This is a genomic window from Agrobacterium sp. ICMP 6402 (assembly GCF_009498615.1).
Taxonomy (GTDB): domain Bacteria; phylum Pseudomonadota; class Alphaproteobacteria; order Rhizobiales; family Rhizobiaceae; genus Agrobacterium; species Agrobacterium burrii.
Window position 1 is genome coordinate 235,016 of sequence record NZ_QSNV01000005.1, and the last position, 15,381, is coordinate 250,396.

The following is a 15,381-nucleotide window of genomic DNA, read 5'->3' on the forward strand; positions in this document are numbered from 1 at the left end:
GAAAGCCGTGATGAGATTTAAAGCTGCCCTGTTTCACTTCATCGTCATTTTAGCCACCGTCTTTTTCGCTTCTGTGGCCACGGCTCAGGAGCGGACATTGCAACTGGTTGGCCTCGGCGACAGCCTCATGGCCGGGTATCAGCTGCCGCCCACCGACAGCTATACCGCACAGCTTGAAGCTGCATTAAAGGCTAAAGGCATCAATGTCGTCGTCACCAATGCCGGGGTGTCCGGCGATACCTCCTCCGGTGGTCTGTCGCGGGCCGAATGGTCTGTGCCTGATGGAACGGACGGGGTCATTCTGGAACTTGGCGCCAATGATGCACTGCGCGGTATTGCCCCGGAACAGACGGAAAAGAACCTCGATGCCATCATTTCCGGTTTTCAGAAGCGTAATATAGCCGTGCTGCTGGTCGGTATTATGGCGCCGCCGAACATGGGTGACGACTATGCCAGGCGCTTCAATCCGATCTTTCCAAAGCTTGCGGGAAAATACAACCTGCCGCTTTATCCCTTCTTTCTGGACGGTGTCGTGACAGATGACAAGCTGAAGCTGGAGGACAAGATGCACCCGAATACGCAGGGTGTGGCGATGATGGTGGAGAAATCTTTGCCGGCTGTTGAAAGCTTCATCAAGACAATCGGTGCGCAAAAAAAATAAGCACTTGCGCCCGTCTGCATTGCGTGATTCGCTATGCTTGTTCTGCCAAGAGATTCGGGGAGCTCGCCATGCCGAGACTGTTTACCGCCCTCGAAATTCCGCGCAATGCGGCTATGAGCCTCTCATTGTTGCGCGGTGGTCTGCCGGGAGCCCGGTGGATCGATGTGGAGAATTATCACATAACCCTGCGTTTTATCGGTGATATCGACGGGCGAACCGCCGATGAGGTTGTCGACAGGCTGGATCGGATCGAAAGACCGGAATTCCAGCTCAATCTCACCGGTATGGGTTCCTTCGGCTCCAAGAAACCGCACTCCATCTGGGCCGGGGTTTCTCCCTCACCGGAAATGCAGGCGCTGCAGGCGGAAGTCGAGAGAATTTGTCAAAGGATCGGTCTCCCGCCTGATCCGCGCAAATTCATGCCGCATGTGACGCTGGCGCGGTTGCGCTCATCCCGTCTGGACGATGTGGTGCACTATCTTTCCGGACGCGGCAATTTCCGCACGTCGCCCTTCACGGTGGGACGTTTCGTGCTGATGTCGTCGAAGGAATCGGTGGGCGGCGGCCCCTATGTCGTGGAAGAGGCGTTTCCGCTTCACGAAGCGCGGTCGAGCTCCAGCTTTTCGAGCAACGAGCTGCATCCCGCCAAAAGCATGTTGTAGACGGTCAGAAAGCCGTCTTCACCACCGAAATAGGGATCCGGGACGCTCTCGTGGCGTCCCGACGCGTAGTGTAGAAACAGGTGGATTTTGTGCCTGCGGTTTTCCGGCGCCTTTTGAAGCAGTTTCGCCAGATTGCTCGTATCCATGGCAAGGATGAGATCGAAGGTGTCGAAATCGGCATGACTGACCTGCCGCGCGCGCTGCCCTGAAATATCGATGCCATGCTTGCGGGCTACCGCGACTGATCGGCGATCCGGGGCGGTGCCCGTGTGCCAGCCGCCGGTGCCGGCGGAATCGACGGTGAGTTGGCGGGATACACCCTCTCTATTGGCGAGGTTTGTTAAAACGCCTTCGGCAAGCGGTGAGCGGCAGATATTACCCATGCAGACAAAAAGAACAGCTATATGTTTCATGGAATATGCGTCGATCCGGTCGTTGAGGCGTTAATGGGTATCAAGCGGAGGCAAGATTGATGAAATATCCCAGAGTTGAACCGGATGCTATCCGGCAGGCATTGTCGAAACTCGAAGGATGGGCTTTGCGTGAGGACGGAGCGGCGATCGTCAGGTCCTTCAAGTTTTCCAGTTTTGCGGAAGCCTTCGGTTTCATGGCTGAATCGGCTCTTGCGGCGGAAAGGCTCAATCATCACCCGGAATGGTCCAATGTCTATTCGCGCGTGAAAGTCTGCCTCACAACCCATGATTCACAGGGCATAACCGAGCGGGATTTTCTTCTGGCCGAAGCGATGCAGAAGGCAGCGGCGGGCCGGGGGAATTGAATGGCGGGCGTTAAGTCCCATATAATAGCCGTGACCGGAGGACCGTCGATCATGGATGATGTGAAAATCGGTGAAATTCTTCTGCCGGGTGAAACCGACAAGCAGCAGGAGCGCGAGACTGTGGTGCGGGCGAAATTCTGGCCCAAGCTGAAGCGCGTCATGACAAAGGTGCCCTTCGCGCGCGATGCGGCGGCTGCCTATTATTGCGCGATTGATCGCGACACGCCGTTGCGCGCCAAGGGCATTATTCTTGCTGCGCTCGCCTATTTCATCATGCCCATCGACGCCGTGCCGGACATGCTGGCGGTCGTCGGTTTTACCGATGATATCGCCGTCATCACCGCGGCACTCGCCATGATCCGCGCCCATATCAAGATGGAACATTACGATGCGGCGGATGCCATGCTGAAGAGACAGCAGGAAGCCGGGTAACGCCTCTGTGATGTGCCTTCCCGGCGCAGCCTGGCGGGCGACAAATTCTTGCCTGAATTTGTGTGTCATACACAAGAAGGAAGGTCGTTCCGCGCCCTTCCTTCAGGGTGCGGGGAGTCGCCAATCTGTAACACTGCAAGACGTTTTAGGCATTTTATGCGTGTTGTTGACGGTTTGGTAACCGCTTCCTGACCACAATGAGAAAAGACGATCCGCACCCGAATGTGGCCGCTCCATGAACATGGAGTCCGCCGCCGCCTCGGGCTAATGGAAGACAATAACCCGGCAGGAAATTTTATGTTTGTAAGAAGTGTAGCAACCGCAGTGGCCATTCTGCTGACCAGCGTCGGCGTAGCATCTGCACAGTCGCCCACGCGCATCCAGCAGTTCAATGCCTGGGGCGCCTATTCGTACAAATCGGGTAACAGCACCGTTTGCTATGTTCTTTCCATTCCGACATCGAAGGAACCGGCGAGCGTCGATCACGGTGATATTTTCTTCATCGTATCGCAGCGCCCTGGTCAGAACATTTCCTATGAGCCGCAGGCCATGGTGGGTTATCCGCTGAAGCAGGGTTCCAAGGTCAACGTCACGATCGACAACAAGAACTTCGTGATGTTCACCAAGGACAAGGCTGCCTGGGTTGAAAACGCTGCCGAAGAACCGGCCCTCGTCGCAGCGATGAAAAGCGGCAAGTCGATGACGGTGAAGGCGACGTCTGGTCGCGGAACCGGCACTTCCTATTCCTATTCACTCTCGGGTATTTCGGCTGCTCTCAAGCAGATCGAGAGTTGCAAGTAATTCTGACGCCTCGTCAGCTTTGTGATTGGCCGGTCATCGACCGGCCATTTGCGTTTTTGCCAGTTTGATGCTAAAGGCGCGGCAACATTGACAGGCGGATGCGCGAAAGGTGCTCCGCCTTTGATTTTCTCGACATGCAGACGATTTTCCGCCTATCCCACAGGCCGGTCGTGCGATGCATGGAATGATTGGATAGCGTGATGTCCGTAATGCAAGCCCCTGCCGGCCTGGCAGTCAAAGCCCCCTTGATCGCCAACAGCGATCTCATGTCCGGCAAGCCGTCGCTGATCGGCTTGACGCGTGAGGAAATGGGCGAGGCGCTGGCCGAGGTCGGCGTGCCGCAAAAGCAGGTGAAGATGCGTGTCAGCCAGTTGTGGAACTGGCTTTATGTGCGCGGGGTCTCGGATTTCGACAATATGACGAATGTCGCCAAGGAGCTTCGTGAGACGCTGAAGGCGGCCTTTACCATCGCTCGCCCGGAAATCGTCGAGGAGCAGATCTCCAATGACGGCACCCGCAAATGGTTGATGCGGTTTCCGCCGCGCGGCGCGGGACGTCCCGTCGAGATCGAAACGGTTTATATTCCGGAAGAAGGGCGCGGCACGCTGTGCATTTCAAGCCAGGTGGGCTGTTCGCTGACCTGTTCCTTCTGTCACACCGGCACGCAGCGTCTGGTGCGCAATCTGACAGCCGAGGAAATTCTCGCCCAGCTTCTGCTGGCTCGTGACCGGCTTGGCGATTTTCCGGATGGTTCGACGCCGGTCGGTGCTTATGTGCCGAGCGAAGGCCGCAAGGTGTCCAACATCGTGATGATGGGCATGGGCGAACCGCTCTATAATTTCGAGCATGTGAAGACTGCGCTTCTGATCGCGACCGATGGTGATGGCCTGTCGCTTTCCAAGCGCCGCGTGACGCTCTCCACCTCGGGCGTCGTGCCGGAAATCTTCCGCACGGGCGATGAGATCGGCGTGATGCTGGCGATTTCACTGCATGCGGTGCGTGATGATCTGCGCGACATGCTGGTGCCGATCAACAAGAAATATCCGCTGAAGGAGCTGATCGAGGCTTGCCGCAACTATCCGAGTGTTTCCAATGCCCGCCGCATCACCTTCGAATATGTGATGCTGAAGGATGTGAACGACAGCTTGGAAGACGCCAAGATGCTGGTGCAGCTGCTGAAGGGCGTTCCGGCCAAGATCAACCTCATTCCGTTCAATCCATGGCCGGGCACGAACTACCAGTGTTCCGAATGGGCGCAGATCGAGAAGTTCGCCGATTTCATCAATCAGGCGGGTTATGCCTCGCCGATCCGCACGCCGCGCGGCCGCGATATTCTCGCCGCCTGTGGTCAGTTGAAGTCGGAATCGGAACGCATGCGCAAGACCGAAAGACTGGCTTTCGAGGCGATGATGATCGCCAATCACGGCGCGGATGACTGAATAAGCCGCAATTGCGCCATAAAGCTGGTTTTGCGGCGGTTCTCCGATTGATTTCGCGCTGTCTTGTTCCTAAAAAGACGACAATAGGGAACCAACAGGAGGATATCCATGCGCGCATTCATTATGGCTCTCGCTGCCGCGAGCGCCCTCGTTCTGCCGGCCAAGGCTGAAAACGTCACCGTTGCCGTCACCGCCATCGTCGAACATCCGGCGCTTGACGCCGCCCGTGATGGCGTCAAGGCAGCGCTTGCCGAAGCCGGTTACAAGGAAGGCGAGAACCTCAAATTCCTTTACGAGTCCGCGCAGGGCAATCCTGGCACCGCAGCGCAGATTGCGCGCCAGTTCGTGGGTGACGCGCCGAACGTTATCGTGCCGATCTCCACGCCGTCGGCCCAGGCCGTCGTTGCGGCCACGCGCGATATTCCGGTCGTCTTCACGGCCGTGTCCGATCCGGTTGGCGCACAGCTCATCAAGAGCATGGAGAAGCCCGGCGGTAACGTGACCGGCCTTTCCGACATGCTGCCGGTTGGCGAACATCTGGCGCTCATCAAGGAAATCTCGCCGAATGCCAAGTCCATCGGCTTCATCTACAACTCGGCCGAAGCCAATTCCGCCTCGACCCTCGCCCTGCTGAAGGCCGAAGCCGACAAGGCCGGCCTGAAGATCGTCGAGTCCGTCGCCACAAAGTCCGCTGAAGTTCAGGGCGCGACGCGCGCTCTGGTCGGCAAGGCCGACGTGATCTACGTTCCGACCGACAACACCATCGTTTCCGCTTTCGAGGCGGCAGCCGGTGTTGCGAGCGAAGCCAAGATCCCGCTTTACGCCGCTGATACGGATTCCGTCGCGCGTGGTGCGGTTGCAGCCCTCGGTTTCAACTATTTCGACGTGGGCAAGCAGACCGGCGCCGTTGTTGTCCGCATCCTCAAGGGTGAAAAGCCCGGTGAAATTCCGGCAACCGTGGCTGTCGGCACCGATCTCGTGATCAACAAGAAGGTTGCCGAAAAAGTTGGCGTCACCTTCCCTGAAAGCGTGACGAAGCGCGCCACCAAGGTCATCGACTGAACCGAAACCTGACTGAATTGCGGGCGGCGGTATTTCGCCGCCCGTTTTACGTGGCACGAGACGGTGCCCGTATCCGCCTGATGGCGGCAATAACAAGGACATTACCGTGAGCCAAATCGCCTTCTGGGGTGCCGTGGAGCTGGGACTGGTCTTCGCTTTCGTGGCGATCGGCGTCTATCTCGCTTTCCGGGTGCTAGATTTTCCTGACCTGACCGTGGACGGTTCGTTTCCGCTCGGCGCTGCTGTTGCCGCCGTGCTGATCATCGCCGGTCTGAATGCCTGGGTCGCGACGGCGGTTGCGATGGTTGCCGGTGCCGCTGCGGGCATGGTCACCGCAACGCTCAACGTTCGTTTCAAAATCCTCAACCTGCTTGCTTCGATCCTGACGATGATCGCGCTGTTTTCCGTCAATCTGCGGGTGATGGGAAAGCCGAATGTGGCGCTGCTCAATCAGGATACGATGGTATCGCCGTTTTACGGCCTCGGCCTTTCCGAATATCTGGTGCGGCCGCTCTTCGTCGGCGCGCTGGTGCTGATCGCGGTCATTCTCGTCTGGCGTTTTCTTGAAAGCGATGCGGGCCTTGCCATGCGGGCGACGGGGGCCAATGCGCGAATGGCGCGGGCGCAGGGCGTGAAGACGGGTAACCAGATCTATCTCGGCATGGCGCTTTCGAATGCGCTGGTCGCCCTCGGCGGTGCGCTGTTTGCGCAGACCAATGGTTTTGCGGATGTGACAGCCGGTGTCGGCACCATCGTCGTTGGGCTTGCGGCCGTCATCATCGGCGAAACGCTGTTTGGTGCACGCGGCATTCTGATCGCACTCATCGGCTGTGTTTTCGGCTCCATTGCCTATCGTCTCGCCATCCAGCTTGCCTTGTCGAGTGATGTGCTGGGTCTCAAGGCATCCGACCTCAATTTCGTAACGGCGGTATTGGTGGCCATCGCATTGATCCTGCCCCGACTGCGCCGTGGGGGAGCAACATCGTGATTTCCCTTTCCGATATCCAGGTCGTCTTCGGGCGCGGTACGCCACTGCAAAAACAGGCGCTGGCCAAGATCGACCTCACCATCGAAGATGGTTCCTTCGTCACCGTCATCGGTTCCAATGGCGCCGGTAAATCCACGCTTCTCGGTGTATTGGCCGGCGACGTCCTGCCGACGGCGGGCAAAGTGGTGATCGGTGGTGCCGATGTTACCCGCAAACCGACGGCCAGCAGGGCCGGTCGGGTGGCACGCGTGTTTCAGGATCCACTGGCAGGCAGCTGCGGCGCGCTCACCATCGAAGAAAATCTGGCGCTGGCGGCGTCACGCGGCGAGCGTCGCGGTTTGTTGTCGGCACTTGGACGCGGCAGGCGGGATTTCTTTAGAGAACGTATCGCGTCGCTCAATCTCGGTCTCGAAAACCGACTGAAGGATCGCATGGACCTGTTGTCCGGCGGACAAAGACAGGCAGTGTCGCTTGTCATGGCGACGCTTTCCGGCTCGGATGTGCTGCTGCTTGACGAACATACGGCAGCACTCGATCCCGGCATGGCGGAATTCGTGATGGAATTGACCCGTAAGGTTGTGTCGGAGCGCAAGCTGACGACGTTGATGGTCACGCATTCCATGCGTCAGGCGCTGGATTATGGCACCCGCACCATCATGCTGCATGCCGGCGAAATCGTGCTCGACGTGTCCGGCGACAGCCGCAAGGATCTTGAAGTCGAAGATTTGATCGATATGTTCCGCAAGATACGCGGCCAGAAGCTGGATGACGACGAGCTTTTGATCGGCTAATCATTCCTAAATGCGCCTTCCGGCGCCTTTTTTATTTGCGGTCAGCGCGTTTGCGTGAAGAAAATCTTGACGGCGAAGAGTGAAAAGACGCCGGCGATCGTGTAATCCAGCCCGCGCAGAACCTTCCGGTTGCGTTGCAGCCACGCGGACAGGACATCGGCGGCGACAACGATGCCGATACCGATCGGCAATGCCACGATGATGGACCAGATGCCGAGGAAGATCAGCTTGCCGGTGACGTGTGGGTCGGAGGCGCTGACGAATTGCGGCAGGAAGGTCATGAAGAAAATAATGACCTTGGGGTTGAGCAGATTGACCCAGATGCCGTTCAGCAAGGCTGATCTGAGCGAGGATTGCTGCTTTTCTCCGTTGGTTTTCACCATCACGAAATCCGAGCCTTTACGGATCGCCTGAATGGCGAGCCAGACCAGATAGGCGGCCCCGCCGGTTTTCAGGATCATGAAGGCCGTGGGCGAGGCGACGATGAGGGCGGCGACGCCAAAGGCGACCAGCATCGTGTGCACGGTGATGCCGATATTGGTTCCGACCAGTGTCATGAAACCCGCCGCCCGGCCTTCGCGCAGCGAGCGGCTGATCCAGAGCGTCATGTCTGGCCCCGGCGTCACCGCCAGAAGCAGAATGGCGATGGTAAAGGCGACAAGTGTTGGCAGGCTTGGAACGAAATCCATCGCGGCACCCATGAAAGCGGCAAATGATGGCGTTGCTTAACGCGATTTCGCGCTTCTGCCAATGTTTTTGAGCCGCAACGCGCGATGCGACTATGGGGAGCCGCCACACCGTTCAAAGCGCGGCGGCTGACTATTCAGTTCTTGAGGAAGCTTGTGAAGGCTGCGGAATATTCCGTGTGCCAGCGCGAAAGTGGCGGGCGGTTCTGGACGATGTCCTGGGCCGCCCAGAGAATGCGTTTCTCGTCTGTCGGGCGGTCTACTTCGCCGTCCGGGCAGAGAATGTAGAAATCGCCCCGGCTGATACTCTCGATCATGAAATCGACGGTCTGCTCGCCGGTCCATGCACCCTGCGGCTTTTCCGTCCTGCCATTGGCGGTCAGGCCGGTGAAGACGAAGCCGGGGATTAGTAGATGGGCGGAGGCCGCGCCGTTCGGAATATTGCGCAATTCGTGCTGAAGCGCTTCCGTGAAGGTTTTGACGCCTGATTTTGAGACATTGTAGGCCGGATCGCCGGGCGGCGTGGTGATACCCTGTTTCGAGCCGGTATTGATGATGAGCGACGCCTCGCCATGGGCGACCATGCCCTGGCCGAAGACACGGCTGCCGTTCACCACGCCCATCAGATTGACGTTGATGACCTTTTCCCAATTGGCCTGCGGGCCGAAGATGGCGCTTCCCGGCTGGATGCCGGCATTATTCATCAATACGTGAACCCTTCCGAAACGCTGGATGACGGCGCGCTCCAGCGCCTCCAGTTCATCGAGTTTCGATACGTCGGTCGGGATGGCGACGATCTGCGCTTCGCCGTCCTTGGCGACGTTCAGAATATCCGCATGCGCTGCGGCGAGCTTTTCCCCGTCGAGATCGACGAGCACGACACTCATGCCAAAACTCGCAAATTTGCGGGCGGCGGCAAGTCCGATACCGGATGCCGCACCGGTGATGACAGCGACATTATCTTCCTTGAATGCGGGGTGGATGGTCGTCATAGGTTTCTCCTTCGCGTCGTTTCTGCTGTTTCCAGCGGTTTGCAACGTTGCCTGAACCTGAGTGGCTTCATTCACGGTCTTCAAGTCGATCGCGCCGCCTCATGATAAAGCGCGAATTTTCTAAATGCATGTGACAATTGCTTCGTTCCCATCGGCAGCGGTCGGTCATCACCCGCCGTCATATGCGCCCATCAATTGTTTTGTCGCGTATCTTACGGAAAATCGCTTCACACATTTCGGGTTGCACTGTAAAAGTGCCGAAATACCAAGGAAATGACGGTACGCGGATGCCGTCATCATGCAGATGGACATCACTATGGCTCTCCCGAAAGACGTTAAGAAAGTCGTTCTCGCCTATTCCGGCGGCCTCGACACCTCGATCATCCTGAAATGGCTCCAGACGGAACTGGGTGCTGAGGTCGTGACCTTCACCGCCGATCTTGGCCAGGGCGAAGAGCTTGAGCCGGCGCGCAAGAAGGCCGAGATGCTGGGCATCACGGAAATCTTCGTCGAGGACGTCCGCGAAGAGTTCGTACGTGATTTCGTGTTCCCGATGTTCCGCGCCAACGCCGTTTATGAAGGCGTCTATCTGCTCGGCACCTCAATTGCCCGTCCGCTGATTTCCAAGCACCTGATCGAGATCGCCAAGAAGACCGGTGCCGACGCCATTGCGCATGGCGCCACCGGCAAGGGCAACGACCAGGTCCGTTTCGAGCTTTCGGCCTATGCGCTGAACCCCGACATCAAGATCATTGCGCCGTGGCGCGACTGGACGTTCAAGAGCCGTACCGATCTTCTGCAGTTCGCCGAACAGAACCAGATCCCGGTTGCCAAGGACAAGAAGGGCGAAGCGCCTTTCTCGGTTGATGCCAACCTGCTGCATTCCTCTTCCGAGGGCAAGGTTCTGGAAGATCCCGCCAAGGAAGCGCCGGAATATGTGCATATGCGCACCATTTCCCCGGAAGCTGCTCCCGACAAGGCAACCGTCATCAAGGTCGGTTTCCGCAAGGGCGATGCCTGCTCCATCAATGGCGTTGAAATGTCTCCTGCCACACTTCTGGCGACGCTCAACAATTACGGTCGTGAGAACGGCATCGGCCGCCTTGATCTGGTCGAGAACCGTTTCGTCGGCATGAAGTCGCGCGGTGTCTACGAGACGCCCGGCGGCACCATCCTGCTTGCCGCGCATCGCGCCATCGAATCCATCACGCTCGACCGGGGTGCAGCGCATCTCAAGGACGATCTGATGCCGCGTTACGCCGAGCTTATCTATTACGGTTTCTGGTTCTCGCCGGAGCGTGAAATGCTCCAGGCCCTGATCGACAAGAGCCAGGAACATGTAGAAGGCGAAGTGACGCTGAAGCTCTACAAGGGCAATGTCATGGTAACCGGCCGCGAGAGCGAAAAGTCGCTCTATTCCGACGCGCTGGTGACGTTCGAAGACGACCACGGCGCTTACGACCAGAAGGATGCTGCGGGCTTCATCAAGCTCAATGCTCTGCGTCTTCGCACGCTGGCCAAGCGTAATCTCAGCAAGTAATTCAGCTGACATGAGAACAGGAACCCGCAGGCGGTGACGCCGGCGGGTTTTTTCATGACTGCCTTTTGGAGACGATGCGGAAGCCGATGTAGCTGGCGACTGCCGTGAATTACATGACCGGGATGATAATGCCAAAACTGGTCAGCGGGGAACCGATGAGTGAGGCCGCAGTCCCACCCGCAAAGCCCGATCCCATCTGGATGAAACCCATCATCGCCGATGCCGAACCGGCAATATGCGGGAAGGGGGCAAGGGCCGCCGTCACCATCGAGGGTGTCAACAAAGCGATGCCGACCGTTGCGACCGCCACGGGTACCATGATGGAAAGGAAGGATGGCGGCACCAGCAATACTGACAGCATGATGAGAAGACCGCCGGTGCCCGAAAAACAGAGGCCGAGCATCACCGAACGCCGGTCACCCAACTTAGGTGCGATATAACGCAAGGCAATGGAGCCGAAGAAATAAGCGCCGGTCTGCATCAGCATTCCGACGCCGAAGGCGGTGGGGGTCATGCCGACTTCGTTAATAAGAATGAAGGTCAGCATGGTGGCCTGCGCATAAAGCGCGCCGATGGAGCCGCCGAGCACGAGTGCGGCGAATAGAAACCGTGGCTGGGTCAGCAACGTGCCATAGGCAGACAGGAGACGGCAGGGGCGGATCAGGTTTTTGTCCGGGACTGTCGTTTCGCGCAGAAAGACAACCACGGCGAAGATGGCCATGGCCCCGAGGCCGGCCATGAGGAAAAACACCGATTTCCAGCCGAAGGCTGCAAGGGATAGCCCGCCGATTGTCGGTCCCATGGCCGGTCCGACGGCCAGCATGATGCCGATGAGGTTCATGATGCCGGAGGCATCAGCGCCGGTGAACTGGTCGCGCACCACGGCGCGCGCCACCGTCATGCCAACGGAGGCGCCGATGCCCTGTACCAACCGGGCGAAGAGCAGGACTTCAATTGTCGGGGCAAAAACCGCAAGCAGTCCGCCGCCGAGAAAGATTGAAAGAAAGAACAGACTGGCCTTTCGCCGCCCGAAGGCGTCGGATGCCGGTCCGGCGAGCAGCTGGGCTATGGCGAAACCGGCAAAATAGAGCGACAGGCTGAGCTTGACGGCGGACTCGGTGGTGGCGAAAACCCGTGTCAGTTCCGGCATGGCCGGTGTATAGATTGCCATGGAAATGGGTGCCAGCGCCGTCAGCAGCGCACCGAGTATTGCCGTGCGCTTTCTGGACATGATTGTTTCTGACGACATTGCGATCAGCTGTTTTGGCCCGGCTGTTCCGGCTGCAGATTGTTGCGAAGCGTCTGCAGGAAGCTGCGGAACAGCGCGACCTCCTCCTCATTCATGCCCTGCGTGGCGTGGCTGACGAGCTGGTCGATTTCCAGTCGTACGGCTTCCAGCATGTCGGTGGAGGCCTTTGTCAGCACGATGCGTTTGGAGCGCCTGTCCTGCGGGTCCTGCTGGCGTTCAACAAGATTGAGGGACTGCAACTTGTCGAGATAGGCGCAGATCGTCATGGGCTCGATGCCGAGGCGGGCGGCGATCTCCGACTGTTTGCTGCCATCCACGACCGCAACCGTCAGCAATGCGCGTGCCTCACCGGGGGTCAGGCCCAACCCGGCCTCGGAAATGCGGCGCTCAAATGCACTGTTCAGCAGGCGTGCGCCGCTGTTCAGCAAAAATGCCAATGAATCTTTTTCGCGTTTCGTGCCCATGCTTCGCCTTTTGTAAGTCAGCCTTACTAAATTCCGGGCGATAAGCAATGGTACGCAAATCATATTGTCGAAAATCGAGTAAAGTATGTGTCAGTTCGGTTGCTGTATGTTCAGCAAGATAGTCGAAGATCGTTACGCCAAAGCAAAAAAAGACAGGACGTCCTGCATTTTTTGTGCCTCATCCGTCGTGCCGACTGAGCTGGCGATTTCGGCCCGGTCGGAAAAATACGACAGGAAGTCGAAATCCGTATCATCGGTCACGCCGGATATGTCGATTACCTCGCCATTGGCGTTCAGGGTCTGGGCCGGCAGTTCGGAGGAAAGTTCAAGCCAGGTATCGTGGCCGATTTTCCCCGCATCGTAATATTCCTGGGCGATTTCGCGCAACTCGCGCGGGCTGAGGCGGGTGAAATCGATGCGTTTCACCGTCTCCTCGAAGCCTGCACCTGCGTCGGATTTGGCCGCCTTGCCGAAATCGGTATTGCCCACGGATCTGGCGTTTCTGGAATTGTCCCTGAAAAGGAAATTATTAGAGGACCTTAAAGAATAAATCTCCATAATACATATCTCCATCATGGGATATTAGTTCAACAAACCAGATCATGTCGCCGTGGCACCGGTCAATACTTTGCCGTGAAGACATTGGCGTATTCCACACCAAATTCCGGATATTGAATTGGCGGTGGGGGCGTGCCCATATGGGTTTAATCTAGAATTGTACAAGGAAGATGAAATGCCATCCAAGACCGCACTTTATCCTGCACTCGTTACCTGGAACGGTCACAACGGTCTGCCGAAATTCGATGCGGTCAAAGATGAGGATTTCGGTCCGGCCTTCGAAGCCGCCCTTTTGTCGCACGAGCAGGAAATCGATGCGATTGCCGGCAATGCGCAGGCGCCGAGCTTCGAAAACACCGTGACCGCGCTCGAAATGGCGGGCGACGAGCTTTCGCGCATTTCAGCCCTGTTCTGGAACAAGGCGGGGGCGCATACCAATAGTGCCATTCAGGCATTGGAGCGGGAAATCGCACCGAAAATGTCGCGGCACTATTCGAAGATCGGCATGAATGAGGCCCTGTTCAAGCGCATCGATACATTGTGGGAAAAGCACGAGTCACTTGCGCTGACGGGCGAGGAGAAGCGCGTTCTCGAGCGCCACTGGAAGGGTTTTGTGCGCTCCGGCGCAAAATTGCCGAAGGACCGGCAGGAGCGGCTGGCGGCGATCAACGAGGAGCTTGCCGGTCTCGGTGCGAGCTTCGGGCAGAATGTGCTGGCGGATGAAAAGAGCTGGAAGCTGCTGCTTTCCACGGAAGACGAACTTGCCGGCATTCCCGGTTTTCTGCGCGATGCGATGGCGGGTGCTGCCCGCGAACATGGCGAAGACGGGAAATTCGCGGTTACCCTCTCCCGCTCGATCATCGAGCCTTTTCTAACCTTTTCCGAACGCCGTGATTTGCGCGAACAGGCCTTCAAGGCCTGGGTGGCGCGGGGTGAAAACGGCGGCGAGACCGACAATCGCAATATTGTCCACCGCACGCTCGAACTGCGCGAGGAAAAGGCAAAGCTTCTTGGTTACGCGAATTTCGCCGCCTATAAGCTCGACGACACGATGGCGAAAACGGCTGATGCCGTGAACGGCCTTCTGGGTCAGGTCTGGGAAAAGGCAGTTCTTCGCGCCGGTGAAGAAGAGGCCGAGCTTGCCGCCATCATTGCCGAGGAAGGCAGGAACCACGAGGTTTTGCCGTGGGACTGGCGTCATTATGCCGAAAAGCTGCGGACTCGGAAATTCAGCTTTTCCGAGACTGAGTTGAAGCCCTATCTGCAACTGGAAAAGATCATCGAGGCCTGCTTCGATGTGGCCAACCGGCTCTTTTCCATTAACGTCACCGAAGTAAAAGGCATCGCAGCCTACCACCCGGATGTGCGGGTTTTTGAAATCCGCGACGAAAAAGGCGATTTGAGAGCCATGTTCCTGGGCGATTATTTCGCCCGTCCTTCCAAGCGTTCCGGTGCGTGGATGAGTTCGTTCCAGTCGCAGCACAAGCTGCCCTTGAAGGACGGCACCGTCGGTGAGATACCGATCATCTACAATGTCTGCAATTTCGCAAAACCGGCTGAGGGAAAACCGGCACTGCTGTCGCTGGATGATGCGCGCACGCTGTTTCATGAATTTGGTCATGCGCTGCATGGCATGTTGTCCGATGTCACTTACCCTTCTGTTTCCGGAACGGGTGTCTCGCGCGATTTCGTTGAGTTGCCGTCGCAGCTTTACGAACATTGGCTGACGGTGCCGGAAATCCTCGAAAAATACGCAGTTCATTATGAAACCGGCGCGCCAATGCCAAAGGCGTTGCTGGACAAGGTTCTGGCCGCGCAGACCTTCAATGCCGGTTTCAGCACGGTGGAATTCACTTCTTCGGCCATCGTCGACATGGCGTTTCACACCCGCGACGGTGTCGGTGATCCAATGGCTGTGCAGGGTGAGGTGCTTTCCGCGCTCAACATGCCGAAGTCCATCGTCATGCGACATGCGACCCCGCATTTCCAGCATGTGTTCTCTGGCGCCGGCTATTCCGCCGGCTATTATTCCTACATGTGGTCGGAAGTGCTGGATGCCGATGCGTTTTCCGCTTTCGAGGAAACCGGCAATGCCTTTGATGGTGAGATGGCGCGCCGGCTGAAGGACAATATCTATTCCGTCGGCGGTTCCGTGGATCCTGAAGAGGCCTATCTCGCCTTCCGTGGCAGGATGCCGAGCCCGGACGCCATGCTTTTGAAGCGCGGCCTTGTATAAAAGACTGTCATAATTCTCAGCTAGAACCTGAGCGCAGGGGGC

Annotated in this window: 17 protein-coding genes; 11 read left to right on the forward strand and 6 right to left on the reverse strand. The window is 57.7% G+C overall.

Features of this window, described 5'->3' with window-relative positions:
• Positions 1-10 precede the first annotated feature (10 nt).
• Together DXT96_RS16030 and thpR are read left to right on the forward strand one after the other, a co-directional pair.
• Positions 11-661: an arylesterase gene (locus DXT96_RS16030; protein ID WP_153515507.1), complete on the forward strand. Its 651-nt coding sequence runs from the start codon at positions 11-13 to the stop codon at positions 659-661.
• Between the two features lie 68 nt (positions 662-729).
• Positions 730-1,323 (forward strand): RNA 2',3'-cyclic phosphodiesterase, encoded by a 594-nt coding sequence (gene thpR, locus DXT96_RS16035; protein WP_153515508.1) that lies wholly within the window; start codon positions 730-732, stop codon positions 1,321-1,323.
• Here thpR and DXT96_RS16040 read toward each other — a convergent pair.
• Entirely contained in the window at positions 1,257-1,736 is a 480-nt protein-coding gene (locus tag DXT96_RS16040) for a low molecular weight protein-tyrosine-phosphatase (protein ID WP_153515509.1), read from the reverse strand. The genes thpR and DXT96_RS16040 overlap by 67 nt on opposite strands.
• Positions 1,737-1,795: 59 nt before the next feature.
• Here DXT96_RS16040 and DXT96_RS16045 point away from each other — a divergent pair, with 59 nt between their 5' ends.
• From DXT96_RS16045 to DXT96_RS16075, 7 genes are all read left to right on the forward strand, one after another.
• Positions 1,796-2,101 carry a 4a-hydroxytetrahydrobiopterin dehydratase gene (locus tag DXT96_RS16045; protein ID WP_149900489.1) on the forward strand — a complete coding sequence of 102 codons (306 nt, stop codon included), beginning with the start codon at positions 1,796-1,798 and terminating at the stop codon, positions 2,099-2,101.
• Between the two features lie 51 nt (positions 2,102-2,152).
• On the forward strand, positions 2,153-2,533 hold the full coding sequence (locus DXT96_RS16050; RefSeq protein WP_153515510.1) for a YkvA family protein: 381 nt from the start codon (positions 2,153-2,155) through the stop codon (positions 2,531-2,533).
• Positions 2,534-2,830: 297 nt separating this feature from the next.
• A complete protein-coding gene (locus DXT96_RS16055; protein ID WP_149900491.1) occupies positions 2,831-3,334 on the forward strand; it encodes an invasion associated locus B family protein in 504 nt (167 codons plus the stop codon).
• A 266-nt stretch (positions 3,335-3,600) separates the two neighbouring features.
• Entirely contained in the window at positions 3,601-4,773 is a 1,173-nt protein-coding gene (gene rlmN, locus DXT96_RS16060; protein WP_153515601.1) for a 23S rRNA (adenine(2503)-C(2))-methyltransferase RlmN, read from the forward strand.
• A 108-nt stretch (positions 4,774-4,881) separates the two neighbouring features.
• Positions 4,882-5,835 (forward strand): ABC transporter substrate-binding protein, encoded by a 954-nt coding sequence (locus DXT96_RS16065; RefSeq protein ID WP_149900492.1) that lies wholly within the window; start codon positions 4,882-4,884, stop codon positions 5,833-5,835.
• A gap of 106 nt (positions 5,836-5,941) precedes the next feature.
• Positions 5,942-6,823 (forward strand): ABC transporter permease, encoded by an 882-nt coding sequence (locus tag DXT96_RS16070; protein WP_149900493.1) that lies wholly within the window; start codon positions 5,942-5,944, stop codon positions 6,821-6,823.
• Positions 6,820-7,614: an ABC transporter ATP-binding protein gene (locus DXT96_RS16075; RefSeq protein WP_142842270.1), complete on the forward strand. Its 795-nt coding sequence runs from the start codon at positions 6,820-6,822 to the stop codon at positions 7,612-7,614. The genes DXT96_RS16070 and DXT96_RS16075 overlap by 4 nt, the downstream gene beginning before the upstream one ends.
• Before the next feature lie 41 nt (positions 7,615-7,655).
• Here the strand turns inward: DXT96_RS16075 and DXT96_RS16080 are convergent, their stop codons facing one another.
• On the reverse strand, positions 7,656-8,303 hold the full coding sequence (locus DXT96_RS16080) for a LysE family translocator (RefSeq protein WP_153515511.1): 648 nt from the start codon (positions 8,301-8,303) through the stop codon (positions 7,656-7,658).
• A gap of 134 nt (positions 8,304-8,437) precedes the next feature.
• Entirely contained in the window at positions 8,438-9,292 is an 855-nt protein-coding gene (locus tag DXT96_RS16085) for an SDR family NAD(P)-dependent oxidoreductase (protein ID WP_149900495.1), read from the reverse strand.
• A 316-nt stretch (positions 9,293-9,608) separates the two neighbouring features.
• Between DXT96_RS16085 and DXT96_RS16090 the strand changes: the two genes are divergently transcribed.
• On the forward strand, positions 9,609-10,832 hold the full coding sequence (locus tag DXT96_RS16090) for an argininosuccinate synthase (protein WP_153515604.1): 1,224 nt from the start codon (positions 9,609-9,611) through the stop codon (positions 10,830-10,832).
• A gap of 109 nt (positions 10,833-10,941) precedes the next feature.
• On the opposite strand, the gene DXT96_RS16095 is transcribed toward DXT96_RS16090, so the two are convergent.
• The 3 genes from DXT96_RS16095 to DXT96_RS16105 form a co-directional block, all read right to left on the reverse strand.
• Positions 10,942-12,081 (reverse strand): multidrug effflux MFS transporter, encoded by a 1,140-nt coding sequence (locus DXT96_RS16095; protein WP_194287652.1) that lies wholly within the window; start codon positions 12,079-12,081, stop codon positions 10,942-10,944.
• 5 nt (positions 12,082-12,086) lie between these two features.
• Positions 12,087-12,545 carry a MarR family winged helix-turn-helix transcriptional regulator gene (locus DXT96_RS16100; protein ID WP_153515513.1) on the reverse strand — a complete coding sequence of 153 codons (459 nt, stop codon included), beginning with the start codon at positions 12,543-12,545 and terminating at the stop codon, positions 12,087-12,089.
• A 132-nt stretch (positions 12,546-12,677) separates the two neighbouring features.
• Positions 12,678-13,034, reverse strand: a complete 357-nt coding sequence (locus DXT96_RS16105; RefSeq protein WP_371418890.1) for a hypothetical protein — start codon at positions 13,032-13,034, stop codon at positions 12,678-12,680.
• Positions 13,035-13,278: 244 nt separating this feature from the next.
• Here DXT96_RS16105 and DXT96_RS16110 point away from each other — a divergent pair, with 244 nt between their 5' ends.
• Positions 13,279-15,339, forward strand: coding sequence for a M3 family metallopeptidase (locus tag DXT96_RS16110; RefSeq protein WP_153515515.1), 2,061 nt, complete (start codon positions 13,279-13,281; stop codon positions 15,337-15,339).
• Positions 15,340-15,381 lie beyond the last annotated feature (42 nt).